This window comes from Frigoribacterium sp. CFBP 13729 (genome assembly GCF_014841875.1).
Classification (GTDB): Bacteria; Actinomycetota; Actinomycetes; order Actinomycetales; family Microbacteriaceae; genus Frigoribacterium.
Genome location: NZ_JACYUR010000005.1, coordinates 12,376 through 37,457 on the forward strand (window position 1 = coordinate 12,376; position 25,082 = coordinate 37,457).

25 protein-coding genes and 1 tRNA gene are annotated in these 25,082 nt (G+C 72.6%); 13 read left to right on the top strand and 13 right to left on the bottom strand.

What is annotated here, in order from left to right:
- Positions 1 to 10: 10 nt before the first annotated feature.
- Positions 11 to 781 (bottom strand): HAD-IA family hydrolase, encoded by a 771-nt coding sequence (locus tag IFT77_RS13635; protein WP_192042417.1) that lies wholly within the window; start codon positions 779 to 781, stop codon positions 11 to 13.
- Positions 778 to 1,632 carry a class II fructose-bisphosphate aldolase gene (locus IFT77_RS13640; RefSeq protein ID WP_192170296.1) on the bottom strand — a complete coding sequence of 285 codons (855 nt, stop codon included), beginning with the start codon at positions 1,630 to 1,632 and terminating at the stop codon, positions 778 to 780. Before IFT77_RS13640 ends, IFT77_RS13635 begins: the two co-directional genes overlap by 4 nt.
- Positions 1,633 to 1,783: 151 nt before the next feature.
- Here IFT77_RS13640 and IFT77_RS13645 point away from each other — a divergent pair, with 151 nt between their 5' ends.
- Entirely contained in the window at positions 1,784 to 2,521 is a 738-nt protein-coding gene (locus IFT77_RS13645) for a GntR family transcriptional regulator (protein ID WP_197980861.1), read from the top strand.
- Here IFT77_RS13645 and IFT77_RS13650 read toward each other — a convergent pair.
- The 3 genes from IFT77_RS13650 to IFT77_RS13660 form a co-directional block, all read right to left on the bottom strand.
- The gene (locus tag IFT77_RS13650; protein ID WP_192170297.1) at positions 2,506 to 3,213 is read right to left on the bottom strand and encodes a hypothetical protein; all 708 of its coding nucleotides are present in this window, start codon (positions 3,211 to 3,213) and stop codon (positions 2,506 to 2,508) included. The genes IFT77_RS13645 and IFT77_RS13650 overlap by 16 nt on opposite strands.
- A gap of 119 nt (positions 3,214 to 3,332) precedes the next feature.
- Positions 3,333 to 4,721, bottom strand: a complete 1,389-nt coding sequence (locus IFT77_RS13655) for an MFS transporter (protein ID WP_192042421.1) — start codon at positions 4,719 to 4,721, stop codon at positions 3,333 to 3,335.
- Positions 4,718 to 5,185 carry a MarR family winged helix-turn-helix transcriptional regulator gene (locus IFT77_RS13660; protein ID WP_192170298.1) on the bottom strand — a complete coding sequence of 156 codons (468 nt, stop codon included), beginning with the start codon at positions 5,183 to 5,185 and terminating at the stop codon, positions 4,718 to 4,720. Before IFT77_RS13660 ends, IFT77_RS13655 begins: the two co-directional genes overlap by 4 nt.
- Positions 5,186 to 5,328: 143 nt before the next feature.
- Between IFT77_RS13660 and IFT77_RS13665 the strand changes: the two genes are divergently transcribed.
- The 6 genes from IFT77_RS13665 (at position 5,329) to IFT77_RS13690 (ending at position 11,948) form a co-directional block, all read left to right on the top strand.
- Positions 5,329 to 6,081, top strand: a complete 753-nt coding sequence (locus IFT77_RS13665; RefSeq protein WP_192042423.1) for an SDR family NAD(P)-dependent oxidoreductase — start codon at positions 5,329 to 5,331, stop codon at positions 6,079 to 6,081.
- 104 nt (positions 6,082 to 6,185) lie between these two features.
- A complete protein-coding gene (locus IFT77_RS13670) occupies positions 6,186 to 6,863 on the top strand; it encodes a response regulator (RefSeq protein ID WP_192170299.1) in 678 nt (225 codons plus the stop codon).
- Positions 6,856 to 8,598, top strand: a complete 1,743-nt coding sequence (locus IFT77_RS16990; RefSeq protein ID WP_371741061.1) for an ATP-binding protein — start codon at positions 6,856 to 6,858, stop codon at positions 8,596 to 8,598. The genes IFT77_RS13670 and IFT77_RS16990 overlap by 8 nt, the downstream gene beginning before the upstream one ends.
- 287 nt (positions 8,599 to 8,885) lie before the next feature.
- Positions 8,886 to 9,602, top strand: coding sequence for a PepSY domain-containing protein (locus IFT77_RS17545; RefSeq protein ID WP_197980862.1), 717 nt, complete (start codon positions 8,886 to 8,888; stop codon positions 9,600 to 9,602).
- Between the two features lie 250 nt (positions 9,603 to 9,852).
- A complete protein-coding gene (locus IFT77_RS13685) occupies positions 9,853 to 10,725 on the top strand; it encodes an alpha/beta fold hydrolase (RefSeq protein ID WP_192042424.1) in 873 nt (290 codons plus the stop codon).
- 173 nt (positions 10,726 to 10,898) lie between these two features.
- Positions 10,899 to 11,948, top strand: coding sequence for a biotin/lipoate A/B protein ligase family protein (locus IFT77_RS13690; protein WP_192170300.1), 1,050 nt, complete (start codon positions 10,899 to 10,901; stop codon positions 11,946 to 11,948).
- A 229-nt stretch (positions 11,949 to 12,177) separates the two neighbouring features.
- Here the strand turns inward: IFT77_RS13690 and IFT77_RS13695 are convergent, their stop codons facing one another.
- The gene (locus IFT77_RS13695; protein ID WP_192042426.1) at positions 12,178 to 12,462 is read right to left on the bottom strand and encodes a GNAT family N-acetyltransferase; all 285 of its coding nucleotides are present in this window, start codon (positions 12,460 to 12,462) and stop codon (positions 12,178 to 12,180) included.
- Between the two features lie 59 nt (positions 12,463 to 12,521).
- Between IFT77_RS13695 and IFT77_RS13700 the strand changes: the two genes are divergently transcribed.
- Positions 12,522 to 13,409 (top strand): site-specific DNA-methyltransferase, encoded by an 888-nt coding sequence (locus tag IFT77_RS13700; protein ID WP_192042427.1) that lies wholly within the window; start codon positions 12,522 to 12,524, stop codon positions 13,407 to 13,409.
- 143 nt (positions 13,410 to 13,552) lie between these two features.
- Here IFT77_RS13700 and IFT77_RS13705 read toward each other — a convergent pair whose 3' ends face one another.
- From IFT77_RS13705 to IFT77_RS17000, 3 genes are all read right to left on the bottom strand, one after another.
- On the bottom strand, positions 13,553 to 14,209 hold the full coding sequence (locus tag IFT77_RS13705) for a MarR family transcriptional regulator (RefSeq protein WP_192042428.1): 657 nt from the start codon (positions 14,207 to 14,209) through the stop codon (positions 13,553 to 13,555).
- A gap of 97 nt (positions 14,210 to 14,306) precedes the next feature.
- Positions 14,307 to 16,196, bottom strand: a complete 1,890-nt coding sequence (locus IFT77_RS13710) for an MDR family MFS transporter (RefSeq protein WP_371741063.1) — start codon at positions 16,194 to 16,196, stop codon at positions 14,307 to 14,309.
- A 272-nt stretch (positions 16,197 to 16,468) separates the two neighbouring features.
- The gene (locus tag IFT77_RS17000; protein ID WP_244638853.1) at positions 16,469 to 16,747 is read right to left on the bottom strand and encodes a hypothetical protein; all 279 of its coding nucleotides are present in this window, start codon (positions 16,745 to 16,747) and stop codon (positions 16,469 to 16,471) included.
- On the opposite strand from IFT77_RS17000, the gene IFT77_RS13715 reads away from it, so the two are divergent.
- Entirely contained in the window at positions 16,737 to 17,300 is a 564-nt protein-coding gene (locus tag IFT77_RS13715) for a M15 family metallopeptidase (RefSeq protein ID WP_371741064.1), read from the top strand. The genes IFT77_RS17000 and IFT77_RS13715 overlap by 11 nt on opposite strands.
- 104 nt (positions 17,301 to 17,404) lie before the next feature.
- Here the strand turns inward: IFT77_RS13715 and pgm are convergent, their stop codons facing one another.
- Positions 17,405 to 19,024: a phosphoglucomutase (alpha-D-glucose-1,6-bisphosphate-dependent) gene (gene pgm, locus IFT77_RS13720; protein ID WP_192170302.1), complete on the bottom strand. Its 1,620-nt coding sequence runs from the start codon at positions 19,022 to 19,024 to the stop codon at positions 17,405 to 17,407.
- A 141-nt stretch (positions 19,025 to 19,165) separates the two neighbouring features.
- On the opposite strand from pgm, the gene pheA reads away from it, so the two are divergent.
- Positions 19,166 to 20,116, top strand: coding sequence for a prephenate dehydratase (gene pheA / locus IFT77_RS13730; protein ID WP_192170304.1), 951 nt, complete (start codon positions 19,166 to 19,168; stop codon positions 20,114 to 20,116).
- A 74-nt stretch (positions 20,117 to 20,190) separates the two neighbouring features.
- Here pheA and IFT77_RS13735 read toward each other — a convergent pair whose 3' ends face one another.
- Positions 20,191 to 21,210 carry a diacylglycerol kinase family protein gene (locus IFT77_RS13735; protein ID WP_192042431.1) on the bottom strand — a complete coding sequence of 340 codons (1,020 nt, stop codon included), beginning with the start codon at positions 21,208 to 21,210 and terminating at the stop codon, positions 20,191 to 20,193.
- Positions 21,211 to 21,336: 126 nt separating this feature from the next.
- On the opposite strand from IFT77_RS13735, the gene serS reads away from it, so the two are divergent.
- The 3 genes from serS (at position 21,337) to IFT77_RS13750 (ending at position 23,888) form a co-directional block, all read left to right on the top strand.
- Positions 21,337 to 22,602 carry a serine--tRNA ligase gene (gene serS, locus IFT77_RS13740; protein ID WP_192042432.1) on the top strand — a complete coding sequence of 422 codons (1,266 nt, stop codon included), beginning with the start codon at positions 21,337 to 21,339 and terminating at the stop codon, positions 22,600 to 22,602.
- An 11-nt stretch (positions 22,603 to 22,613) separates the two neighbouring features.
- Positions 22,614 to 23,477, top strand: a complete 864-nt coding sequence (locus tag IFT77_RS13745) for an HAD family hydrolase (protein ID WP_371741065.1) — start codon at positions 22,614 to 22,616, stop codon at positions 23,475 to 23,477.
- Positions 23,478 to 23,800: 323 nt separating this feature from the next.
- Positions 23,801 to 23,888 (top strand) — tRNA-Ser (locus tag IFT77_RS13750).
- Between the two features lie 102 nt (positions 23,889 to 23,990).
- Here the strand turns inward: IFT77_RS13750 and arfB are convergent.
- Complete coding sequence (gene arfB, locus IFT77_RS13755; RefSeq protein ID WP_192170305.1) at positions 23,991 to 24,413, bottom strand: alternative ribosome rescue aminoacyl-tRNA hydrolase ArfB; 423 nt, start codon at positions 24,411 to 24,413, stop codon at positions 23,991 to 23,993.
- A gap of 67 nt (positions 24,414 to 24,480) precedes the next feature.
- The gene (locus IFT77_RS13760) at positions 24,481 to 24,933 is read right to left on the bottom strand and encodes a hypothetical protein (protein ID WP_123547091.1); all 453 of its coding nucleotides are present in this window, start codon (positions 24,931 to 24,933) and stop codon (positions 24,481 to 24,483) included.
- Between the last annotated feature and the right edge of the window lie 149 nt (positions 24,934 to 25,082).

Genomic DNA, 25,082 nt, shown 5'->3' on the forward strand with positions numbered 1-25,082 from the left:
TTCGGTCGGGTCAGTGCGTCAGCGCGACGAGGGTGCCGAGGTCCACGACGTCGAGGGGCCCGACGCCGCGCGGGTCGGCGAGCACCCGGCTCGGGGAGGCGGGCAGGTCGCCCAGGCTGTCGACGACGAGCGCGGCTCCCGAGAAGTCCTCGTCGACGGTGAAGCTGCTCGTCGTCACGACCGTCGACAGGCCAGCGGCGACCGCAGCACGCAGGCCGTTGGCGCTGTCCTCGACGACGACGGCGTCGTCGGCCGGCACCCCCAGCTCGCGGAGCGCGAGCTCGTAGATGTCCGGGGCGGGCTTCTTGCGGGGGACGACGTCCCCGGCGAACACCGCGAACCGCGAGGCGGCCTCGGGCCCCACCACGTGCTCGAGCACGGCCCGGACGGACTCCTCGGCCGAGGTCGACGCGACCGCGAGCAGCCAGCCGGCGGCGTGCGCCTCGTCGGCGATGCGGGCGATGCCCGGGCGGCCGGGCATCTCGCCCGCCCGCACCTTCGCGGTGTACCGGCGGGTCTTCTCCGCGTGCCATTCCGCGATCGTCGCGCGCTGCGCCTCCTCGTCGTCGGGCAGGCCGGCGCGCTCGACGAACTCGGGTGTCAGCAGCGAGGTGAGACGCTCCTTGCCGCCGCCGATGCGCAGCACCCGTGCGTAGTCGTCGGCGCTCCACCGGACGGGCAGCCCGAAGTGCTCGAACGTCTCGTTGAACGCGGGGAGGTGGCCGTCGCGTTCCGTGTCGGCCAGCACCCCGTCGCAGTCGAAGAGGAGGGCCCTCGTCATCGTGCGCTCCCGGTGCCGGCGGCCTTGCCGTCGGCCCCGAACCAGGCGACGTGCTCGGCGATGACGTCGGTCACGGCGGCGGAGACGTCGGCGATCAGGCGGGGCGGGTCCCAGCGGTCCTTCGCGCGCGCCACCTCGAGGTGGGCCAGGGACGCCTGCATGTAGGCGTGCTTGACCGCCGTCGAGATGTTGATCTTCGAGACCCCCGCGTCGATGAACGACCGGAAGTCCGCCTCCGACAGGCCGGTCCCGCCGTGCAGCACGATCGGGCGGTCGGTCAGCGCCGCGAGCTCGGCCGCCCGCTCGGGCAGCAGCTGCGGGTGCGCCTTGTAGAGCCCGTGGCTCGTGCCCAGCTGCGGGGCCAGCAGGTCGCTGCCGGTGCTCTCCGCGATCTCGGCGAGCTGCTCGACGGAGTAGGCGTGCTGCGACTCGTCGCTGCCGACCCCGTCCTCGACGCCGAGGATGTTCTCGATCTCGGACTCGACGTCCACGCCGGCCGCGTGGGCCTCGGCGGTGACCTCGTGCGTCTCGCGCACGGCGTCGTCGAGGTCGCGGTCGGAGGCGTCGAAGAGCACCGAGGACCAGCCGGAGGCGATGACCTCGGTGAGGACCGCCCGGTCGGGGCAGTGGTCGAGGTGCAGGGCCACCGGCACGGTCACGTCGCGGGCCAGGGCGGCGAAGAGGTCGGTGACGAACGCGCAGCCGGCGGTGCGGACGGTCTTGGTCGAGATCTGGACGATGAGCGGGGACGCGGTCCGCTCCGCGGCGGCGAGCACGGCTCGCATGCTGATCTCGTCGAAGACGTTGACCGCGGGCACCGCGTAGCCGGCGTCCCGCGCGGTCCGGGTCATGGACAGTGTCGATGCGACCACGGATTCGACCTCACTTCCTCGTGGGGGTGGTGCCGCCTCCGGCACCTGCTCGGAATGTACATGTCCATACAGGGCTAGACAAGTAGACTCCGCAAGAATTCGCCGTGAGGGATCTGGGAGGGTGGTGCTCGTGTCCGACGTCGTCGACCGGGACTCCCTCGTCCCCCTCTACCAGCAGCTCGAAGAGATCTTCCGCGCGCGCATCGCGAGCGGCGAGTGGGCCCCGAGCCAGCGCATCCCGTCCGAGAACGAGCTCAACCGGCTGTTCGGCCTGAGCCGGATGACCGTCCGGGGGGTCCTCACGAAGCTCACCGCCGACGGGCTGCTGGTGCGGGTCCAGGGCAAGGGCACCTACGTCGCCCCCGACAAGATCACGGCCGTCTCGCCGGCCTACCAGGGCATCCGCGAGCAGCTCGAGGTGCTCGGCTACGACATCTCGACCGAGCTCGTCTCGTTGGTCTGCGAGCCCGCGCCGACGCGCGTCCGCGAGCGGCTGAGGCTGCCGCCGGGTGCCCTCGTCTTCGCGATCGTCCGGCTGCGCTCCGTCGACGGGCAGCCGCTGAGCGTCCACCGCTCGTTCGTGCCCGCCGACCTCGCACCGACCCTCGACCGTCTCGACGTCGTGGGCGAGCAGCTCTGCGTCGTGCTCGAGTCGGCGTTCGACCTGGCCATGCACGACGTCGCCGAGTCGCTCGAGGCGGTGGCCGTCACCGCGGTCGACGCCGAGCTGCTGCACCTGCAGCCGCGCGACCCGGTCCTGCAGCTGACCGACGTCATCTCGGACGCCGCAGGCGGTGCCTTCGAGTACTCGACGATCGTGTTCCGGGGCGACCGGATGCGGCTGTCGTTCGACTACAGCAAGCGCTGAGCCGCGGCCCCGCGGGGTGCTGCACCGTGCCCGCCCGCCAGGGCACCTGGGCCGTCTGGGCGCTCAGGGGGCTCGGCCGGGCTCTGGTCGTCGTGCTGCGGACGGTCCAGGTCCCGGGCTGCCGCGGGCGACGACGTGGCGAGCGGGACGCCCGCGCCGACGGCGGTCCGCTCGGACTCGTCCTCGAGTGGTCCGGGAGCCGAGGTCGCGTGCGCAGCCGTCGACCTCGCCGCCCCGGCGGCACGCGCAGCGGCCACGGACCGCGTGACCGCGTCCGTGAGGGAGCTCGTCGCGGAACGCCGCGCCGCAGCCGCTCGGTGGGTCGCCGAGGTCGCCGCGCGCCCTGCCCTGGCCGCGTGCCGGCGGGTCGTCGTCCAGGCCGCCGCGAGAGCAGCCGGCTCCGAGGCCGACGTGCGGACCGCCTCCTCGGGGGTGAGCACGGTCGCGGCGGGGACCGGGGTCGGGGCCGTCTCCGAGCTCGACGTCGGCAGTCGCCCGAGCAGGCGGTCAGCCAGCGCGACGAGCAGCACGACGACGCCGCCGACGACGAGCGCGGACGCCAGCAGCAGGAACGCGACCGCGACGTAGTCGTAGGGGCCGTCGACGGCGCGGGCGTCCGCTGCCAGGCCGAGCGCGCCTCCGGCGACGACGGCGGCGAGAGCCGCTGCCGCGCACCGCGCTGTCCTGCCCATGTCGGGACCCTCCACGACGGGACGCCGCGGGGCCGGATCAGACCCGAGGACTCGTCATGGGCGGACTGTACGCCGGGCGGCCCGACCGTGGTAGCCCCTTGCGCTCAGCGGCCACGCGCTCACGACGTGCGCGACGCGACCTCGTCGGCGGCCAGCACGGCGGCGGCCTCGTCGCGCCGCTCGCGCGCGGGTCGGCCCCCGTCGCCGTCGTGCTCGACGGTGAAGTGCGGCACGAGCCGCGGGGCGATCCGCCGCACGACCCCGGCGTCCGCGGCCGCGGCGACCGGTGCCACGCGCCGCACCCGCAGGTGCTGACGGCGCACGAGCCAGACCACGGCGATCCCCGCGGCGACGAAGCCGGCCGCGGCGCCGACGCCGATCGCCCAGCGGGGCCCGGCCGTGTCGGCGACCCAGCCCACGATCGGGGCGCCGAGCGGCGTGCCGCCCGTGAAGATCGCCATGTAGAGCGCCATCACGCGGCCGCGCATCTCGGGCGCGGTCGACAGCTGCACCGTGCTGTTGGCCGTGGTCATCAGCGTGATCGACGACAGCCCGACGGCGACGAGCACGGCGGCGAACGTCCAGTAGCTGGGCATCAGCGCGGCGACGGTGCAGGTCACCCCGAAGGAGGCGGCGGCCAGCACCAGCACCCGCATCCGCGGGCGCTCGCGTCGGGCCGAGAGCAGGGCGCCCGTCAGCGACCCCACGGCGATGCACGACGACAGCAGGCCGAACCCGCTCGCGTCGACGCCGAACTCGACGCTCGCCATCGTCGAGGTGAAGATCGGGAAGTTGAGCCCGAAGGTGCCGATCACGAAGATCATCGTGAAGACGACGAGCAGGTCGGGGCGCCCCTTCACGTAGCGGAACCCCTCGCGGATCTGGCCCTTGGCCCGCGACACCGGCGGCTTGTGCTCGAGCTGCGACACCCGGATGAACCGCAGCGACAGCAGCACCGCCGCGAACGACGCCGCGTTGATCAGGAACACCCAGCCGGTGCCCACGCTCGCGATCAGCACGCCGGCGACGGCCGGGCCGAGGAGGCGCGCGCCGTTGAACGAGGCCGAGTTCAGCGAGACGGCGTTCGAGAGGTGCCCCGGGGGGACGAGCTCCGACACGAAGCTCTGTCGGATCGGGGCGTCGATCGCGTTCACCGTTCCGAGCAGGAGCGCGAAGATCCACACCATCCAGAGCTGCGCGACGTCGGTGAGCACCAGCAGGCCGAGGGCCAGGCCGAGCAGGGCCATCGTGCCCTGGGTGAGCATCAGCATGCGGCGCCGGTCGAACCGGTCGGCGATGAGGCCGGTGACGGGCACGAGCAGGATGGGCGGCGCGAACTGCAGCGCCATGGTGATGCCGACCGCGGTCGCGTCGTGGTCGGTGAGGTGGGTGAGCACGAGCCAGTCCTGCGCGGTGGCCTGCATCCACGTGCCCGTGTTCGAGACGAGCGCGCCGCCGAACCAGAGCCGGTAGTTGTAGAGGCCGAGCGAGCGGAACATCGCGCTCACGACCGGTTCAGCTTCCGCAGGATCTCGGTGGCGTCGGCCAGGGTGCGGCGCTCGTCGGCGGTCAGCGCGGCCAGCCGCGGCACCAGCCACTCGTCGCGGCGGCGTCGGGTCTCGAGCACGAACGCGGCACCCGCCTCCGTCGTCTCGAGCACCACCCGGCGACGGTCGTCGTCGTCGACCCGACGGCTGACCAGGCCGGCGTCGACGAGCTTGCCGACCGTGCGGTTCATCGACGGGGGAGTGACGCCCTCGTGCTCGGTCAGGGCCCCGATGGTGAGCGGCTGCTCGTGGAAGACGTAGCCCAGGGCCGTCATCTGCGCGTCGGAGACGTCGACGTCGGCCTTCTGCTGGCGCATCCGGCGGGCGAGGCGGAGCACCGAGCCGCGCACGTCGGAGGCGAGCTGGGCGTGCGGGACGGAGCGGCGGGCGGGTGCTGCAGCTGCGGGTGCGGTGGTCTCGGTCATCGCCCACCAGCCTAATCATTTAGCTCGCCTAAGTAAACGATTCGCCTCGATGTACGACACCTGTTGCTGTCAGGTCCATGCAGGCGTATCGTCGAGGGCGGCTCGTCGAAGAGCCCCACACGACACGAGGAAGAAGCGACAGCATGGGCAAGTTCAGCGGCAAGACGGCGATCGTGACCGGCGGCGGGAGCGGCATCGGCGCCGAGGTCTCGCGCCAGCTCGCGGCGGAGGGGGCGTCGGTCGTCGTGACCGACATCAACGTCGAGGCGGCACAGCGCATCGTCGACGAGATCACCTCGGCCGGCGGCACCGCGGCCCCGTTCGAGCAGAACACCGCGAAGTGGGAGCACTCGGAGGCGGCCGTCGCGTTCGCGAAGGAGACCTACGGCGCCCTGCACCTCGCCGTCAACAACGCCGGCATCGGCGCCGCGCCGCAGACCATCGGCGACTACGACATCGCCGCCTGGGACAGGGTCCGCTCGGTCGACCTCGACGGCGTCTTCTACGGCCTCAAGTTCCAGCTGCCCGCGATGGTGGAGGCCGGCGGCGGAGCCGTCGTCAACATGGCCTCCGTGCTCGGCTCGGTCGGCATCGCGAAGAACGCCGCGTACGTCACGAGCAAGCACGCCCTGATCGGCCTGACCAAGGTCGCGGCGCTCGAGTACACGGCGCAGGGCGTCCGCACCAACGCCGTCGGCCCGGGCTTCATCGACACGCCGCTCGTCCGCTCGTCGATGTCGACCGACGAGCTGCACGCCCTCGAGGGCCAGCACGCGTCGGGCCGCCTCGGCACCGACTCCGAGGTCGCGGCGCTCGTGCTGTTCCTCCTCAGCCCCGAGGCGTCGTTCATCTCCGGCAGCTACCACCTCGTCGACGGCGGCTACTCGGCGCACTAGCGCGCGGCTCCTGCGATCCGCCCCGCGCGCCGCTTCAGCCCTGCTTCAGCGCACCCGCGCCAGGATGGGCACGCGGGCAGGGTGCGCGCGAGGAAGGGGCTGTCGTGCGCGTGCTCGTCGTCGAGGACCAGCCGACGCTGGCCGAGGGGCTCCGCGTCGGGCTCGAGGCCGAGGGCATGGCCGTCGACGTGGCGGGCACCGGCACCGACGCGCTCTGGCGCACGCGCGAGGGCAGCTACGACGTGGTCGTCCTCGACATCATGCTGCCCGGCATGAGCGGCTACGCCGTCTGCCGGGCGATGCGTGAAGGAGGCGACTGGACACCGGTCATCATGCTCACGGCCAAGGACGGCGAGTGGGACCAGGTCGAGGCCCTCGACACCGGCGCCGACGACTACCTCACCAAGCCGTTCTCGTTCGCGGTGCTGCTCGCCCGCCTCCGTGCGCTCGTGCGCCGCGGGGCCCGCGAGCGGCCGGTCGTGCTCGAGGCGGGCGACCTGCGGCTCGACCCGGCGTCGCGCGACGTCCACCGCGGCGACGAGCAGATCGAGCTGACGAGCCGCGAGTTCGCCGTGCTCGAGTTCCTGATGCGCCGTGCCGGCAGCGTCGTCACGAAGCGCGAGGTGCTCGACGGCGTCTGGAACGACGACTTCGAGGGCGACCCGAACATCGTCGAGGTGTACGTCCGGCACCTCCGCAACAAGGTCGACCGGCCCTTCGGCCGCGAGTCGATCGTCACCCTGCGCGGCGCCGGCTACCGGCTGGAGGCGCGGGGTGGCTGACGACGCCGGTCGCGTCGGCCCCGGTGGTCGCGACGACGACGGTGGCCGCGCGGCCCGCGCCGGTCGACAGGCCCGCACCGGTCGCCGTGGCTCGCTGCGCCTCCGCATCACCGCGGCCGCCGTGCTCGCTGTGGCGCTCACGCTCGGCGCGTTCGCGCTCGTCTTCGCGCTGGTGCAGCAGGCGGTGCTCGCGGACGCCCCGCGCTCGGCCGCGTCCGCCGACGTCGACCGGGCCGTCGCCGCGCTCGCGGGCGGGTCGAGCCCGGCCGTCGCCGTCTCCGGCGACGCGGACGGAGCGCTCGTGGCCGTCTTCGACTCCGCGGGGCAGCTCGTCGCGACGGGCGGCGACGACGACCTCGCCGGGTACGCGCGACAGCTCGCAGGGGCCGCCTCGGGCAGCCGGGTCTCGCTCGACGGGGACGACTTCGTCGTCGAGACCGACGGTGCCGAGTCGGTGAGCACGACCACGTCGACTCCCTCGCCGTCGTCGAGCCCGAGCGCGAGCCCGTCCACCGCGCCGGAGCCGTCGGAGTCCCCGTCCTACGACGACGACGCACTCGACGAGGACGACGCCGCCGAGGCCGCTCGCGACGCGGCCGACGACGCGCGTGAGGCAGCCGAGGACGCGAGCGCTGCGGCTGCCGCTGCCGCCGCCGCCGAGGGCGACGACGACCTCGACGTCCAGACCGTCACGACACGGTGGGACGTCGTGGCCGCGCGCTCCCTCGACGAGGCGCAGGCCGCCTCCTCGGCCAGCCTGCTGACGCTCGGCGTGGCCGTCCCCGTGGCGCTGCTCGTGCTGGGGGTGACGACCTGGTTCGTGGTCGGGCGGGCGCTGCGCCCGGTCGAGTCGATGCGCCGCGAGGTCGCCGAGGTGACCGCCGCGAACCTGTCGCACCGCCTCGCCGACCCAGGTGGGGGAGACGAGGTGTCGCGGCTCGCCTCGACCCTCAACGGCATGCTCGACCGGCTGGACGCCTCCGCGACCGCGCAGCGGCGCTTCGTCGGCGACGCCTCGCACGAGCTCAAGACGCCGCTCGCGACCATCCGCCAGCACGCCGAGGTCGCGCTGCTGCACCCCGAGAGCATCGACGGGCGGGCGCTGGCCGGCACCGTCCTCGGCGAGGAGGCGCGCCTCACCTCACTTGTGCAGGGCCTGCTGGTCCTCGCCCGCGCCGACGAGGGCGCGCTCGGCGTCGCCCGCCGCCCGGTCGACCTCGACGACCTCGTGCTGACGGAGGCGGCTCGCCTGCGGTCGGGCACGGGCACGGGCACGAGCGCGGGCGCGGGTGGGGGTGCGGCCTCGGGTTCGGGGTCGACCTCGGGCTCGGGCGAGGGCGTCGGTCGTGGCGTCTCCGTCGACGCCACGGCCGTGGGACCGGCACGTGTGCGCGGCGACGAGGGGCTGCTCGGCCAGGTCGTCCGCAACCTCGTCGCCAACGCCTCGCGGCACGCGCGCTCGGCGGTGGCCGTGGGGCTCGTCGAGACGGCCGACGGTCGCGCGGTCCTGACGGTCGACGACGACGGTGCGGGGGTCGACGCGGACGACCGCGCGCGGATCTTCGAGCGCTTCGTCCGCCTGGACGAGGCCCGCGACCGCGACGCCGGAGGCAGCGGCCTCGGGCTCGCCATCGTCGCCGAGATCGTGCGAGTGCACGGAGGGTCGGTGCGGGTCGAGACGTCACCGCTCGGCGGGGCGCGCTTCGTCGTCGACCTGCCGGCCGACGCCGCCTGACCTGCAGGCCGACCTGATCTGACCTGTCGGCGTGACCAGCGCCTCCTGGCCTCCTCGATGTCGAGACACCCCGGAGTGGACCATGCACCCCGGAACGACGGGGTGCATCGTCCACAACGGGGTGCGGCGCGCAGTGACGGGCGGCGGGTGACTGACGGGCGGGCGGCGACGCTCGCTGAACGTTCCTTCAGGTCGCTTCAGGGGCGCTTCAGCGCCTGCCCGAGACAGTGGGGTCATCGCTCGAGAGAGCACCACCTGCCGCACCGCGGCCCACGATCGGAGACACCGTGAAGAACGTCCTGAAGAGCAAGAAGTCCCTCCTCGTCGCCGGCGGGGTCGTGGGGATCCTCGTGCTGGGCGGCGGCGGCGTGGCCGTCGCGTCGACCCTCGACGACCGCGTCGGCGGCGCGGCGAACGACCGGGCGCAGGAGGCGGCGCTCGCCGAGACCGGCGGAGGCACCGTCACCGACGTCGACCGCCTCGACGACGGCCTGCCCGGCTACGAGGTCGACGTCGTGCTGCCCGACGGCCGCGAGAGCACCGTGCTGCTGGGCGACGACTTCAGCGTCTCCTCGTCGCGCATCGACGACGACAGCGCCGGCCGCGACGACCGCTCTGGCCGCGACGACCGCTCTGGCCGCGACGACCGCTCCGGCCGTGACGACCGCGACGGCGACGACGACTCCGGCCGGGACGGCCGCGGCGACGACGACCTCTCCGACGACTCGACGGCCACGCCCGGCTCCTCGAGCACGCCCGGCTCCGACAGCACCTCGGGCAGCACCTCCGGCAGCGACGACGACCTCGTCGGAGCCGACTTCGACCAGGCCGCCGCCGCCGCGATCGCCGCTGCCGGCGGGGGCACCGTGACCGACGCCGACCGCAGCGACGACGGCGACACCGCGTACGAGGTCGACGTGCGCCTCGACGACGGGACCGAGGTCGACGTCGACCTCGACGCCTCCTTCGGGGTGCTCCGCACCGACGTCGACGACCGCCGCTGACCTGCCCGGCGCGCTCCGCGCCTCCTCCGCACCCTCCGGACCTGCGCACGCCCCCGTGCGCGCCGGAGGGTGCGCGGCGTAGGCCCGGGCTCTGTTCCGGTTCCGTAAATGCCGACTGGTCGGGCCCTACTTCGGCTACAAGACCGCGATATCCGGTGGTTGCAGCCTCTCCGGTCGGGTCCTGCAGCCCGAGTCGCCCCAGGCGCCGAGCCGCCCGCCGCCCACGGCCCGCTGATGCGAGGATGGCACCGTGCCCACCTTCTCCGCCGCGCGAGGCGACCACACGTTCGTCGACGCCCACGGCGTCACCGTCCACTGGTACGTCTGGCGGGCGGCTGACCCGCGCGGCTCCGTCCAGCTGATGCACGGCGTCGGCGAGCACGCGCTCCGCTACGAGGAGCTGGCGCAGGAGCTCGTCCGCGCCGGCTGGACGGTCTACGCCGACGACCACCTCGGCCACGGCGCGACCGGCCTCGGGCAGCACAGCGGTGACCACACGAAGCTCGGCCGCCTCGGCCCGTCGGGGCTGCGGGGAGCGGTGGAGGCGGTCGTCCAGTTCACGGGGATCATCCGCGACGACGCACCCGGCCTCCCCCTCGTGGCGCTCGGCCACTCGTGGGGGTCGCTGATGCTCCAGAAGATCGTCGACGAGCGGGCCTCGCTCTACGACGCCGTCGTGCTCAGCGGGACCGCGTACCGGGTGCCCGGCAGCATGAACGGCGGCGACCTCAACGCCCGGCACGCGCACCTCGGCACGACCGGCTTCGAGTGGCTGAGCCGCGACCCGGCGGTCGCGGCCGAGATGGCGGCCGACCCGCTGGCCGTCGACGCGAAGGTCGCGACCCTGTTCGGCTGGCGCGACGCGCTGCGCCTGCTCGGGCGTCCGGCCAAGCAGCTCGACCGCGACGTGCCGCTGCTGATCCTCGTCGGGGGAGACGACCCTCTCGGCGGCGAGGAGAGCGCCCGCAAGCTCGCCGAGGCCTACGTGTCGCGCAGCGGCCTCACGGACGTCGAGCTCGTCGTCTACGACGGCGCCCGGCACGAGGTCTTCAAGGAGACGAACCGGGCCCAGGTCTTCGCCGACCTCGTCGCGTGGCTCGACGCCCGCCTCCCGCGCCCCTGACCTGCCCTGCCGCGCCCCTCGACCCGCGGCGCGCCGTCGCCGTGCGCAAGCCGCAAATGCCGACCGCGGGACCTCGCATAGTGGGATATCCAAGGGTTGCGGGGCCGTTCATGCTGCTGCGGTCGGCATTTGCCACAGCCCCGACGCAGAGCGCGCAGGCATAGGCTGCAGCCATGCACGGTGAGTACAAGGTCCCTGGCGGCAAGCTCGTGGTGGTCGACCTGGAGGTGCGCGAAGGACGCATCGCCGAGTTCCGGCTCGCGGGCGACTTCTTCCTCGAGCCCGACACGGCGCTCGACGCCATCGACCGTGCCGTGAACGGCCTGCCGGTCGAGTCCGACGCGGTGTCCATCGCCGCCGCGATCAAGGCGGGCCTCCCCGACGACGCCGTCCTGCTCGGCTTCTCGCCCGACGCGGTCGCGACGGCCATCCGCCGCAGCCTCTCGAAGGCGACCGACTGGCGCGACCACGACTGGCAGATCATCCACGACGCGCCCGTCTCGCCGAACATGCACCTCGCCCTCGACCAGGTCCTGACCGAGGAGGTGGGGGCCGGCCGCCGCCAGCCCACCCTCCGCTTCTGGGAGTGGGACCAGCCCGCCGTCGTCATCGGCAGCTTCCAGTCGCTGCGCAACGAGGTCGACCTCGACGCGGCCGCCGAGCACGGCTTCGAGGTCGTGCGGCGCATCAGCGGAGGCGGCGCCATGTTCATGGACGCCCAGTCGATCGTCACCTACTCGCTCTACGCCCCCGGCGAGCTCGTGCAGGGCATGAGCTTCGCCGACAGCTACGCGTACCTCGACGAGTGGGTCATCACCGCCCTGAAGTCGCTCGGCATCGACGCGTTCTACCAGCCGCTGAACGACATCACCAGCGCGAAGGGCAAGATCGGCGGGGCCGCCCAGAAGCGCCTCGGCAACGGGGCCCTGCTGCACCACGCCACGATGTCGTACGACATGGACGGCGAGAAGATGGTGAAGGTGCTCCGCATCGGCCGCGAGAAGATGAGCGACAAGGGCACGACCAGCGCCGCCAAGCGCGTCGACCCGCTGCGCAGCCAGACCGGGCTGCCGCGCGCCGAGATCATCGAGCGCATGAAGCAGACGTTCACCGGCCTCTACGGCGCCGAGGTCGGCCACGTCACCGACGACGAGCTGCAGGCGGCCGAGCAGCTCGTCACCACGAAGTTCGCGACGCCGGAGTGGCTCCGCCGCGTCCCCTGAGCAGCAGAGCCTGACCGAAGGAGGCGCGGGCTCGGCCCCGGGGACCGGTCGCCGACCTCCCAGGACCCGGCCCCGAGCTCGGGACCCTCGAGTGGTCAGCAACTGTCCGTCCCGCGCGGGGGAACGACAGGAACTGACCACTCGACGTGACGCCCGGGCCATCGCGGCCCGAGCCCGTGCCCGTGCCCGTCCCCGAGCCTGAGGCCGGGCCCGTCCCCGAGGCCAGGGCCTAGCGCGTCAGGAGCTCCTGGTAGTCGACGTGTTCGTCGACCCAGTCGACGACGAACGGGCACATCGGCACGACGCGCAGCGACGTCTCGGAGCGGACGTCGTCGAGCGCGCCCTGCACGAGCTGTGCCCCGAGGCCGGCGCCGCGGCGGGCCGGCTCGATCTCGGTGTGCGTGAAGCGGATCTCGTCGCCGACGACGTCGTAGGCGGCGAGCCCGATCGTGCTGCCGTCCTCGACGAGGACGTACTGGTTCTGATCGGGGCGGTTCTCGACTGCTGTGCTCATCCCGACACGGTACGCCGGGTGGCTCCGGGGGTGTCCACCGGTGCGAGAGGATGGCGACCATGCCCGTCGACTGGACCCGCGCCTCCTCGAGTCTCGTGGTCCACGGCGACAACCTCGACGTGACCCCGACGCTGCCCGACGGCGCGTTCACGGTCGTCTACCTCGACCCTCCGTTCAACACGGGCCGGCCGCAGACGCGGCGCTCGACGACGTCGGTCCGCAGCGTGCCCGACTCGGTGACCGCCGTGACCGGTTTCAAGGGCCTCGGCTACGAGCGGATCCGCGGCGACCTGATGCGCTACGACGACCGCTTCGACGACTACTGGTCGTTCCTCGAGCCGAGGCTCGCCGAGGCGTGGCGGCTGCTCGCCGACGACGGCACGCTCTACCTGCACCTCGACTACCGCGAGGCGCACTACGCGAAGGTGCTGCTCGACGCGCTGTTCGGCCGCGACTCGTTCCTCAACGAGATCATCTGGGCCTACGACTACGGCGCCAAGAGCCGCAACCGCTGGCCGACGAAGCACGACACGATCCTCGTCTACGTGAAGAGCCCGAAGGGGTACTTCTTCGACTCGGAGACCGTCGACCGCGAGCCGTACATGGCGCCCGGCCTGGTCACGCCCGAGAAGGTCGCGCGCGGCAAGCTGCCGACCGACGTCTGGTGGCACACCATCGTGTCGCCGACGGGACGCGAGAAGACCGGCTACCCGACGCAGAAGCCCGAGGGGGTGCTGCGGCGCATGGTGCAGGCGTCGTCGCGCGAGGGCGACTGGGTGCTCGACTTCTTCGCCGGCAGCGGCACGCTCGGCGCGGTGGCCGAGGCGCTGGGTCGTCGCTACGTGCTGGTCGACAGCAACGAGGAGGCGGTGGCCGTCATGCGCAGACGCCTCCCGGACGCGACGTTCGTCGTCGCCGAGCCGCCCCGCGCCTCCTCGGCCAGCTGACCTGCGGCCGCAGCCGCCCGAGTTGCCGTCATGGCGGCTATAGCTCCGCAAATGCCGACCATCTGCCCGAAATCGCCCCTGCAACAAGGGGAAAAGCCGGTATTGCAGCGCGCCCGGTCGGCATTTGCGGCCAGCGGGTCCGGTCAGGCGGAGACGGGCTCCGAGCCGGCGTGGGCGTCGCGCGACGGCTCGGCGGCGGCAGTCCCAGCGGGGACGGCGTCGCGGCCCTCGAGCTCGGCGAGTGCCTCGGCCTCTGCCTCGGCCCGCGCCTCGGCCAGGGCGATCTCGGCGAGGGCGTGGTCGTCGACGTCGACGGCGGCCGTCATGGCCTCGAGGAACGAGACGACGGCTGCGGTCTCGTCGGGCGAGAGCCCCTGGGCCGCGGTGATCATGCGGCCGTGCATGCCGGAGAGCGTGTCGGTGACCTCGGCGTGCGTGCCCTCGGTGGCCCGCAGCAGGACGCCGCGCTTGTCGGTGGGGTGGGGCAGGCGCTCGACGTGGCCGCTGGCGACGAGGCGGTTGATCAGCACGGACGTGGACGCGGAGGTGATGGCGAGGTGCTCGGCCAGCACCTTGGCGCTGACGGGCTCGTGCTTGCGGCCGGCCCGCACGAGGAACCGGAGCGCGGCGAGGTCGGTCTCGTTCATCTTCATGCTGTCGCGGGTGCGACGACGCATGTCCGACTCGGCGGCGCGGTAACGACGGAGGGCGTTCAGCACGGCGACTCCGCGCTCGCTGGCGCTGGAGCCGTACCAGTACCCCGTCGCGTCGTAGTTACGCCGGGTCGGCTCGGGAGGCATGCTAGAGAGTGTAGCTAAGCCGATCAGGGAGTCCTAGCCTGCGGCGAGCGTCGCGAGGGGTTCCCAGTCAGTTCATGGCGGGTGCGACCAGCCCCGGTCAGCTCGAGGAGGGTCGGTCCGAGGACGGCCCGCCCGACGCGGGGCGGTCCGAGGACGGCCCGCCCGACGCGGGTCGCTCCGCCGACGGCCCGTCGCCCTCGACGACCGGGACGCTGCCCGTCGTCGGCGCGACCAGCGCGCCCGATGCGGCCGCCGCCTCCTGCGCTGCCAGCTCGGCCGCGAGCCGGTCGTCGTTCGCCTCGTCGATGGCCGACTTCTGCCTCAGCGGCGTCGCCTTGAGGAAGAAGCTGAGCACGAAGGCGACGAGCACGATGCCGAGCGCGACCCAGAACACGGTGACGGTCGCCTGCGCGAACCCGTCGAGGAACGGCGCCGCCAGCCGGCTGTCGGCCGTGTTCAGGAACGACGTGTTGCCGTTCAGCGCTCCACCGACCTGCGACGTGTCGCCGTTCTGTGCCGCCTGGTAGAGGCCGAGGATGCTCGCGTTCGCGCTGTCGGCGGTGACGCTCGGGTCGGCGAGCGCGGCCTGGGCGTCGCGCTGCAGGGCCGGGTCGGCGAACGCCGCGGCGATCGTCTGCGGGATGCGCGAGAAGAGCACCGAGAACAGCACGGCGGTGCCGAGCGTGCCGCCGATCTGGCGGAAGAACGTCGACGCCGAGGTGGCCACGCCGATGTCGCGCGGGCCGACCGAGTTCTGCGACGCGATGGTGAGCGTCTGCATCAGCTGCCCGAGCCCGAGGCCGATCAGCAGCATGCCGATCATCATGAACCAGTAGGGCTTGTCGTACGAGAGGTTCGTGAACCAGAAGAAGCCGAGCGACATGAACGCGGTGCCCGTGATCGGGAAGATCCGGTAGCGGCCCGTCCGAGAGATGAGCTGGCCCGAGACGATCGACGAGATCATCAGCCCGGCGATCATCGGCAGCATCTGGAACCCGCTCTCGGTCGGCGTCGAGCCGAGCACGAGCTGCAGGTAGAGCGGCACGGTCAGCAGCGCGCCGAACATGCCGAAGCCGACCAGCACGCCGAGCACGGTCGCCATCGAGAAGGTGGCGTTGCGGAACAGCTTCAGCGGGATGAGCGCGTCGTCGCCCATCGCCCGCTCGACCATGACGAACGACACGATGCCGATCGCGCCGATCACGTAGCAGGCGAAGGCGCCGGGCGACGACCAGCCCCACTCGCGGCCCTGCTCGGCGACGAGCAGCAGGGGCACGGCGGCGACGATCACCGAGGCCGCGCCCCACCAGTCGATGCGGACGTTCTCGCGACGCACCTGGCCGGGGATGTGCAGGAACCGCACGACGACCGCGAGCGCGACGACGCCGATCGGCAGGTTGACGAGGAACACCCAGCGCCAGCCGGTGACGAACAGGATCTGGTCGGCACCCGCGAAGAGCCCGCCCACCAGCGGGCCGATCACGCTCGAGATGCCGAACACGGCGAGGAAGTAGCCCTGGTACTTGGCGCGTTCGCGCGGAGCGAGGATGTCGCCCATGATCGTCAGCGGCAGCGCCATCAGGCCGCCGGCGCCCATGCCCTGCACGGCCCGGAACAGCGCGAGCTGGTACATGCTCGTCGAGAAGCCGGCCAGCAGCGAGCCCAGCAGGAAGATCGAGATCGCGATCAGGAACAGCGGCCGCCGGCCGAAGATGTCGGACAGCTTGCCGTAGATCGGCGTCGAGATCGTCGAGACGATCAGGTAGGCGGTGGTCACCCACGCCTGCAGGCTCAGCCCGTCGAGGTCGTCGGCGATGGTCCGCATCGACGTGCCGACGATCGTCTGGTCGAGCGCCGACAGGAACATGCCCGCCATCAGGCCGAAGATCACGAAGAGGATCTGGCGGTGGGTCATCAGCCCCTGTCGCTCCGCGGGTGCCGAGGAGGCGGTGGTCGCAGGGGAGGAGGAGGCGGTGGTTCTCGACATGGCGCGGCGTCCTTCGGAGGGCACGAGGTGGTGAGGCTGCGGAGCAGGGCGGGGGCTGCGGGACCGGGCGTGGGCTGCGGAACGGGAGGGGGCGAGGCGGCGACGCTGCAGCCGAGGGAGGCGCACCGAACGTGCGCAGACCGCAAAAGTACTGCACCGGCACGGCTTCCACCAGACGTCGTGATGAGCCTGGGGACGGAGCAGGCCGAGCGGCTGTCGGGGGAGGAGCCTTAGCCTGGTGCGATGCCGTCCTCCCGCCGCCGCCCGTCGCGTCACCGCACATCGGCGTCGGCCCCGTTGGCCGCGCTGGCGCTGGCCCTGGTGACGGCTGCGCTCGCGGGGTGCACCTCGGGTGCCGAGCCGGACGCGAGCACGAGTGCGAGGCCGAGCGCGCCTCCGTCGTCCTCTGCTCCCGCCGCGACCGCCGAGCCCTCCGAGGAGCCTGCCCCCGTGACCAGCCCCGCCGAGCCCCCGACGCCTGCCGCGCCCGCCTTCGACAAGTCGGCGATGTCGATCGACGACCCCGCGAGCCTCTGGGTCGTGAGCGACAAGCTGAGGCCGCTGAGCCCGATCGACTACGTGCCGAGCGACCTGGTCACCATCGACGTGGCGTCGCAGAACCCTCCCGTGTTCCGTCGCGAGGCCGGCGACGCCCTGCTAGCGCTGTTCGCCGCGGGGGAGGCGGAGGGGGCCGGGCAGTTCCAGGTGCAGAGCGCGTACCGGTCGTACGCCACGCAGGTGAGCGTCTACCAGGGCTGGGTCGACCGGCTCGGCCAGGCGCAGGCGGACATCCAGAGCGCTCGCCCCGGGCACAGCGAGCACCAGACGGGCCTCGTCGCCGACATCAGCCCGATCCCGCTGAGCTGCGCCCTGCAGGCCTGCTTCGGCGACACCGCCCAGGGGCAGTGGCTCGCCGCCAACGCCTGGCGCTACGGCTGGCTGCTGCGCTACCCGGCCGACAAGACGGCCGTCACGGGGTTCACCTACGAGCCGTGGCACTTCCGCTACGTGGGGGTGCCGCTCGCGACCGAGCTGCACACCACGGGAGTGACGACGCTCGAGGAGTTCTTCGGGCTGCCGGCCGCGCCGACCTACGCCGGCTGAGCCCGGACGCGACGGCGGGCGAGTCCGGCGCCGGCGGTCCGTCGTGACGGACCGCGCCGACGCCGAACTCGCCCGTCGAGCCAGACCCGCCGTCCGGCGCCTGGCTAGGCGCCGAGCGCCGCGTCGACGATCTGCTTCGCCTCGGCCTGCACACGCGTGAGGTGCTCGGGGCCCTCGAACGACTCGGCGTAGATCTTGTAGACGTCCTCGGTGCCGCTCGGGCGGGCCGCGAACCAGGCCTTGTCGGTGACCACCTTGAGGCCGCCGACCGCAGCCCCGTTGCCGGGCGCCTCCGCCAGCTTGGCCGTGATGGGGTCGCCGGCGAGCTCGGTCGCGGTGATGTCGTCGCCGCTCAGCTTGCCGAGGCGTGCCTTCTGCTCCTTGCTGGCGGCGGCGTCGACGCGCTCGTAGACGGGGTCGCCGAACTCCTCGGTCAGCTCTGCGTAGAGCTGCGAGGGGGTCTTGCCCGTGACGGCGATGATCTCGCTGGCGAGCAGCGCGAGCAGGATGCCGTCCTTGTCGGTCGTCCACACCGTGCCGTCCTTGCGCAGGAACGACGCCCCGGCGCTCTCCTCGCCGCCGAAGGCGACCGAGCCGTCGACCAGGCCGGGCACGAACCACTTGAAGCCGACCGGCACCTCCCACAGGCGACGACCGTGCTTCTCGGCGACCTTGTCGATGATGCTCGACGACACGAGCGTCTTGCCGATCGCGGCGTCGTCGCGCCACTGCGGGCGGTGGGTGTAGAGGTAGTCGATGGCGACCGCGAGGTAGTGGTTGGGGTTCATCAGGCCGCCGTCGGGCGTGACGATGCCGTGGCGGTCGGCGTCGGCGTCGTTGCCCGTGAGCACGTCGAACTCGTCCTTGCGGTGCACGACGCTGGCCATCGCGGAGGCGCTCGACGGGTCCATCCGGATCTTGCCGTCCCAGTCGAGCGTCATGAAGCGCCAGGTGGGGTCGACGCCGGGGTTCGTGACCGTCAGGTCGAGGCCGTAGACGTCGCGGATGGCGCCCCAGTACTCGACGCTCGCGCCGCCCAGGGGGTCGGCGCCGATCTTCACGCCGGCCGCCTTGATGGCGTCGATGTCGATGACGTTGATCAGGTCGCCCACGTAGCCGCGCAGGAAGTCGTGGCGTCCGGCGCTGCCGTCGGCCTTGACGACGTCGACGTTGCCCGCCGCGATGATCTCGTTCGCGCGGTTCGCGATCCACGACGTGGCGTCGCTGTCGGCAGGCCCGCCGTGCGGGGGGTTGTACTTGAAGCCGCCGTCGCGGGGCGGGTTGTGGCTGGGGGTGACGACGATGCCGTCGGCCTTCTCGGTGTTGGCCGGGTCGGCGTTGTGCACGAGGATCGCGTGGCTCAGCGCGGGTGTCGGCACGTAGCCGCCGTCGGCGTCGGCGAGCACGTGCACGCCGTTGCCGACGAGCACCTCGATCGCCGTGCGCTCGGCGGGGGCGCTGAGCATGTGGGTGTCGCGCCCGATGAAGAGGGGGCCGGTGATGCCCTGGCCGGCGCGGTACTCGACGATGGCCTGCGTGATCGCGGCGATGTGCGTCTCGTTGAACGCGGTGTCGAGCGACGAGCCGCGGTGGCCCGAGGTGCCGAAGACGACCTTCTGCTCGGGCACCGACACGTCGGGGACGAGCGAGTAGTAGGCGTCGACGAGCTCACCGGTGTCGATGAGGTCGCTGTCGAGTGCGGGGGTGCCTGCGCGATCGGTCATGCGCTCATCCTGGCACCAGCCGCCGACCTCCGTCGCTGCCCGGCCACGGCGCTCAGCAGGCTCTCGGACATCAGCGGGCTCTCGGACATCAGCAGGCCCCCGGTCGTCAGCACGCCATCTGCCATCAGTAGGCTCTCCGTCATGCCGACCCCCGCCTCCTCGTCGACCTACAGCTACCTCGGCCCGGCCGGCACCTTCACGGAGGCGGCCCTCAAGCAGGTGCCCGAGGCCGCGGGCGCCGAGTGGCGCAGCGTCAACAACGTGGGCGAGGCGCTCGCCGACGTCGTCTCCGGCCGCAGCGCCGCCGCGATGATCGCGATCGAGAACAGCGTCGAGGGCGGCGTCTCGGCCACGCAGGACGCCCTGGCCACCGTGCCCGGCCTCCGCATCGTCGGCGAGTACTTGGTCGCGGTCGACTTCGTGCTCGTCGCGCGTCCGGGCACCCGCCTCGAGGAGGTGCGGGTCGTCAACGCGCACCCGGTCGCCTACGCGCAGACCCACCTCTGGCTCGAGGCGAACCTGCCGGGGCACGGGCACCTGCCGGCGACCTCGAACGTCGCCGCGGCGGCCGACCTGCTGTCGACGCCGGCCGGCGCAGGCCGCGCGGACGCCGCGGTGGCCCCGCCGACGATCACCGAGCACCACGACGTCGAGGTGCTGGCCCGCGAGATCGGCGACAACCGCAACGCCGTGACCCGCTTCGTGCTCGTCAGCCGCACCGTGCCGGTGCCGCCCGCGACGGGCGCCGACAAGACGAGCATCATCGTCGAGCTGCCCGAGGACGGCGCGGGCGCGCTCGTCGACATGCTCGAGCAGTTCGCGACCCGCGGCATCAACCTCAGCCTGATCCAGTCGCGGCCGATCGGCGACGCCCTCGGACGGTACCGCTTCGTGATCGACCTCGAGGGGCACGTGCTCGACGAGCGCGTCGCCGACGCGCTGCTCGGCCTCAAGCGGTTCAGCCCGAACGTCATGTTCCTCGGGTCGTACCCCCGGGCAGACGCCCGCCCGGTCGTCGTCGTGCCGCGCTACGACGACGACGCGTTCGTCGACGCGCGCGACTGGCTGCGCGGGCTGGTCTCGGGAGCCTGAGCCGCGCCTCCTGGGGTCGAGCGCGTCCCTCGGTCCGGCGTGCCCGGCCGGGGGAGCGGAGGAGGCGCCGGTCGTCAGGCCGGGACGCGCACCGTCAGCGCCCCGGGGTCGACCCACGTCTTGATGGCGACGGCCTTGCCGACCGAGTCGCCGTCCATCTCGAAGTCCTGCGGCTCGTCGAGGCGCACGACGATCTCGCGCCCCTTCGAGTAGCGGACCGTGCGCACCTCGCGGCTGTGCGCCATGATCTTGCGTCCGACCGAGCTGCGACGCAGCACTCCGTTCTCCCACACGATCTTGACCCAGATCTGCACCCAGCCGAAGAAGCCGTCGGGGCGCAGGGCGACGATGTCGAAGACGCCGTCGTCGACCGCGGCGTCGGGCAACAGCATGATGTTGCCGGGCAGCAGCCCGCAGTTGCCGACGAGCACCGTGTGGGCACGCATCGTCTTGCGGCCCTGGCCGTCGAGGTCGTACCGGATGACCATGCTGTTGTCGTCGCGGAGCGAGCGCGCGATGGCGTCGACGTAGGCGAGCCAGCCGACGCGGGCCTTGAGCTTCGGGTTGGTGTTGGCGAGCATCTTGGCGTCGAGGCCGATGCCGGCCATGACGACGAACGCGAAGCGCTCCCGCTCGCCGTTCTCGCGCTCGACGTCGACGAGCCCGAGGTCGATGGCGCGGTCGCGGCCGGAGAACGCGGTGGCGACGGAGCCGTCGAGGTGGTCGAGATCGAGGTCCAGGTTGCGGGCCAGCAGGTTGCCCGTGCCGCTCGGCAGGAGGGCGATGGCGGCGTGCGAGCCCCGGAGCGCCTCGGCCACGGCGCGGACCGTGCCGTCGCCGCCGGCCGCGATGACGACGTCGGCGCCCTCGGCCACGGCCGTCGCGGTGATGCCGCCGCCGGGATCCTCGACGCTGGTCTCGTAGAAGCGGGTCGGCCCCCAGCCGGCCTCGGCCTCGTGCCGCAGCACGGCCGCGCGGAGCTTCGCGATGTCGACCTTGATGGGGTTGTAGACGACGGCAGCCGTCTTCTGGGCCGTCGCGGCGTCGGGCGCCGAGGGGGACTCGGCGGGCGAGGCAGCGGGGGAGGTCGTCATCCGCCCACCGTAACGGGCGGGCACGACGCGAGGCCTGCCTCCTGCACCGCCTGTGGAAGGATGCGCGGCCCGCACCTGTGCCTGGGGAGAGCGCCGAGCGTCAGGGGGCGTCCATAAGATGGACCCGTGATCGATCCCCAGCTGCTGCGCGATGCCCCCGACGTGATCAAGACGAGCCAGCGTGCCCGAGGTGAGTCGGAGTCGCTGGTCGACGACGCGGTCGCCGCCGACGCCGCCCGCCGTTCGGCCATCGCCTCGTTCGAGGAGCTGCGGGCCGAGCAGAACGCGTTCGGCAAGACCGTCGCCAAGGCGCCGAAGGAGGAGAAGGCCGGTCTCGTCGCGCAGGCCCAGCAGCTGGCCGCGAAGGTCAAGGAGGCGCAGGCCGCGTCGACCGAGGCCGACACCGCCTTCGACAAGGCCGTCCGGTCGCTCGGCAACGTCGTCGTCGACGGCGTGCCCGCCGGCGGGGAGGAGAACTTCGCGACGCTCCGCGAGGTCGGCACCCGCCCCTCCTTCGACTTCGAGCCCCTCGACCACGCCGACCTCGGCGAGAAGCTCGGCGCGATCGACATCAAGCGCGGCACGAAGGTGTCGGGCTCGCGCTTCTACTTCCTCCGCGGCATCGGCGCCCGCCTCGAGCTCGCGCTGATGAACATGGCGCTCGACAAGGCGATCGAGAACGACTTCACGCCGCTGATCACGCCGACGCTGGTGCGGCCCGAGATCATGGCCGGCACCGGGTTCCTGGGCTCGCACTCCGACGAGGTCTACCACCTGCCCGCCGACGACCTCTACCTGACGGGCACGAGCGAGGTGGCCCTCGCCGGGTACCACTCCGACGAGATCCTCGACGTGACGGCCGGGCCCATCCGGTACGCCGGCTGGTCGACCTGCTACCGACGTGAGGCGGGCGCCGCCGGCAAGGACAACCGCGGCATCCTCCGCGTCCACCAGTTCAACAAGCTCGAGATGTTCAGCTACGTGCACCCCGACCAGGCCGAGCAGGAGCACGACGCGCTCGTGGCCCTTCAGGAGTCGATGATGCAGGCGCTCGGCCTCAACTACCGCGTGATCGACGTGGCGGCGGGCGACCTCGGCTCGAGCGCTGCGCGCAAGTTCGACATCGAGGCGTGGGTGCCGACGCAGGGCACCTACCGAGAGCTCAGCAGCACCTCGAACTGCACCACGTTCCAGGCTCGTCGCCTCGACACCCGCTACCGCACCGAGAGCGGCAAGACGGCGCCCGTCGCGACGCTGAACGGCACGCTGGCGACCACGCGCTGGCTGGTGGCGATCCTCGAGACGCACCAGCAGGCCGACGGCTCGGTCGTCGTGCCCGAGGCGCTGCGTCCGTGGCTCGGCGGCCTCGAGGTCATCGAGCCGGTCGCGTGAGCGGGGGCGACGTGGCGACGGACTCACCCGTGCCTGCTGGCTCGGGCGCCGTGTCCGGCCCGGGTGTCGTCTCGGCCGACGAGCGCTGGCTCGTCGCGCTCGACGTCGACGGCACCATCATGCAAGAGGGCGGCACCATCTCGGAGGCGGTGGCCGACCAGATCACCCGTCTCGCCTCCCAGGGGCACGCGGTGATGATCGCGACCGGACGGTCCGTGTCGATGACGCTGCCCGTGATGGACCGCCTCGGCCTCGTGTCCGAGTACGTGGTCTGCGCGAACGGGGCGATCACGCTGGGTCGCGACGAGTCGGCGCCGACCGGCTACTCGCAGTTCCACGTCGAGGAGTTCGACCCGACCGACGTGCTGACCACCATCCGCGAGGGACTGAACGAGGCGGCCTACGCCGTCGAGGACCGCGACGGGGTCATGCGCTACTGCGGCTCGTTCCCCCAGGTGGAGCACACGGGCGGTGCCGAGAAGGTCGAGTTCGAGCAGCTCTTCGACATCGCGGCGACCCGCGTCGTCGTGGTGTCGCCGTCGCACGACACCGACGACTTCCTCGAGGTGGTCGAGCGAATGGGTCTGCAGAAGGTGAACTACAACGTCGGCTGGACGGCCTGGCTCGACATCGCGCCCGACGGCGTCACGAAGGCGACGGCCCTCGAGCGCGTGCGTGCCGAGCTCGGCATCCCGCGCGAGCGCGTCCTCGCCGTGGGCGACGGCCGCAACGACATCGCCATGCTGCACTGGGCCGCTGCCGAGGGCCGCGGCGTCTCGATGGGGCAGGCTCCCGACGACGTGCACGAGGTCGCCAACGAGCGCACCCGCACCGACCTCGACGACGGCCTCGCGGAGGCGCTCGCGCAGCTCTGAGCTGCCGCTGCGGCGCTGTCGCGCGGCGCACGCACCGGGTTTCGTACACTGCACCGCGTCTAGACCCGGTGCAGTGTACGAAACCCGGTGCGGTGTCCTCGCGCGCGGGTTCGCGGGCCGCGGCGGCCTGCTGCCCCCGAGACCCGCGGGACCCGCGCGGACCCTCGCTCGCGCGGAGGGGTGCGCGCGGGTTCGGCGGGTGCGGACGCATCAGCCCCGCGGCGCCCGACGAGGAGGGCGGCAGCGCGGCGATCCTGCCCGGCTGGTGTCGCGCCTCCTCGGCTAGACTCGGCGCGGTCGCACCGGCTCCGGCGGGTGTGCCGGGAGGGCTGTCCGAGCGGCCGATGGAGCTTGTCTTGAAAACAAGTGGGCAGAGATGTCTCGTGGGTTCGAATCCCACGCCCTCCGCCACCACGACTCGTCCCGCCACCGCGGCCAGCACGGCCGGCACGGCCAACACGACTCGCCCTGCCACCGCGGCCAGCACGGCCGCACGGCCGGCGTCGAGACGCGCTAGTCGTCCTTCGGGCGGCGGCGCTGCTGCTTCGTGGCAGAGCGCTCGTTCTTCGCGGTGAGTCGACGGCGGTCCGAGCCGCGGGTGCGCCGGGTCGGACGTCGAGGCGCCGCGTCGGGAGCGAGGCCGGCCGCGACCACGTCGGCGAGCTTCGCCAGCGCGGTCTCGCGGTTGCGCAGCTGCGACCGCTGCTCGGACGACGTGACCGTCAGGGTCCCGTCGACGAGCCGGTCGCCGAGGCGGGCGAGCAGCAGGTCGCGCTGGTCGTCGCTGACGGCGGCCGAGGAGGCGACGTCCCACGAGAGCTGCACCCGGCTGTCGGACGTGTTCACGTGCTGACCTCCCGGGCCCGACGAGCGCGAGAACCGCCAGACGAGCTCGGCCGCGGGCACGGTGAGCGCACGCGACACGACGAGGTCCATGCGGTCAGCTTCGCACGAGGGAGGCGCGGGCGGTGAGGGAGGCGCGGGTGGGGCTGGGGCGGCGCGGCTACGCGCCCTGCCCGGTCGCCTTGCGCAGCAGCGCCGCGATGACGGGGCTCGTCGTCTCGTCGACGCTCGCGAGCGCGTACGACGTCGGCCACATGTCGCCGTCGTCGAGCTGGGCCGCGTCCTGGAAGCCCATCGTCGAGTAGCGGCCGCCGAACTTCGAGCCGGGCTGGAAGAACACGACGATCTTGCCGTCCGCGTCGGCGTACGAGGGGAACCCGTACCAGGTCTTGGGGGCGAGCATCGGGGCGTGCTCGAGGACCAGGGCGTGCAGTCCCTCGGCGACGACCCGCTCCTCCTCGGGCATCGCGGCGTGCGCGTCGAGGACCGCCTGCAGCTCGGCCGCCGCCTTGTCCGCGGACTTCTGCCGCTTCGCCTCGGCGCGCAGCTCGGCCGCGCGCTCCTTCATCGCCGCGCGCTCCTCCTTGCTGAAGCCCTGCTCGCCTGACGCCATGATGTGTTCCTCTCGTCGTGGACCCGTCGCCGTTGCTCGCACAGCCGCAGCCGCAGCCGCAGCCGCAGCCGCAGCCGCAGCCGCAGCCGCAGCCACGCGCACGGCAGCCGCGAGCGGGTCGGGCTCATCCTGGCCGCGCACCCCCGGCA

Coding starts and splice junctions, on each gene's coding strand:
- pgm (WP_192170302.1), bottom strand. CDS start 19,024: ATGACCGATCGCGCAGGCACCCCCGCACTCGACAGCGACCTCATCGAC.
- IFT77_RS13635 (WP_192042417.1), bottom strand. CDS start 781: ATGACGAGGGCCCTCCTCTTCGACTGCGACGGGGTGCTGGCCGACACG.
- IFT77_RS13705 (WP_192042428.1), bottom strand. CDS start 14,209: ATGCCTCCCGAGCCGACCCGGCGTAACTACGACGCGACGGGGTACTGG.
- IFT77_RS13735 (WP_192042431.1), bottom strand. CDS start 21,210: ATGACGACCTCCCCCGCTGCCTCGCCCGCCGAGTCCCCCTCGGCGCCC.
- IFT77_RS13760 (WP_123547091.1), bottom strand. CDS start 24,933: ATGGCGTCAGGCGAGCAGGGCTTCAGCAAGGAGGAGCGCGCGGCGATG.
- IFT77_RS13640 (WP_192170296.1), bottom strand. CDS start 1,632: ATGACCCGGACCGCGCGGGACGCCGGCTACGCGGTGCCCGCGGTCAAC.
- IFT77_RS13695 (WP_192042426.1), bottom strand. CDS start 12,462: ATGAGCACAGCAGTCGAGAACCGCCCCGATCAGAACCAGTACGTCCTC.
- pheA (WP_192170304.1), top strand. CDS start 19,166: ATGCCGACCCCCGCCTCCTCGTCGACCTACAGCTACCTCGGCCCGGCC.
- IFT77_RS13690 (WP_192170300.1), top strand. CDS start 10,899: ATGCACGGTGAGTACAAGGTCCCTGGCGGCAAGCTCGTGGTGGTCGAC.
- IFT77_RS13665 (WP_192042423.1), top strand. CDS start 5,329: ATGGGCAAGTTCAGCGGCAAGACGGCGATCGTGACCGGCGGCGGGAGC.
- IFT77_RS13710 (WP_371741063.1), bottom strand. CDS start 16,196: ATGTCGAGAACCACCGCCTCCTCCTCCCCTGCGACCACCGCCTCCTCG.
- arfB (WP_192170305.1), bottom strand. CDS start 24,413: ATGGACCTCGTCGTGTCGCGTGCGCTCACCGTGCCCGCGGCCGAGCTC.
- IFT77_RS13650 (WP_192170297.1), bottom strand. CDS start 3,213: ATGGGCAGGACAGCGCGGTGCGCGGCAGCGGCTCTCGCCGCCGTCGTC.
- IFT77_RS13660 (WP_192170298.1), bottom strand. CDS start 5,185: ATGACCGAGACCACCGCACCCGCAGCTGCAGCACCCGCCCGCCGCTCC.
- IFT77_RS13700 (WP_192042427.1), top strand. CDS start 12,522: ATGCCCGTCGACTGGACCCGCGCCTCCTCGAGTCTCGTGGTCCACGGC.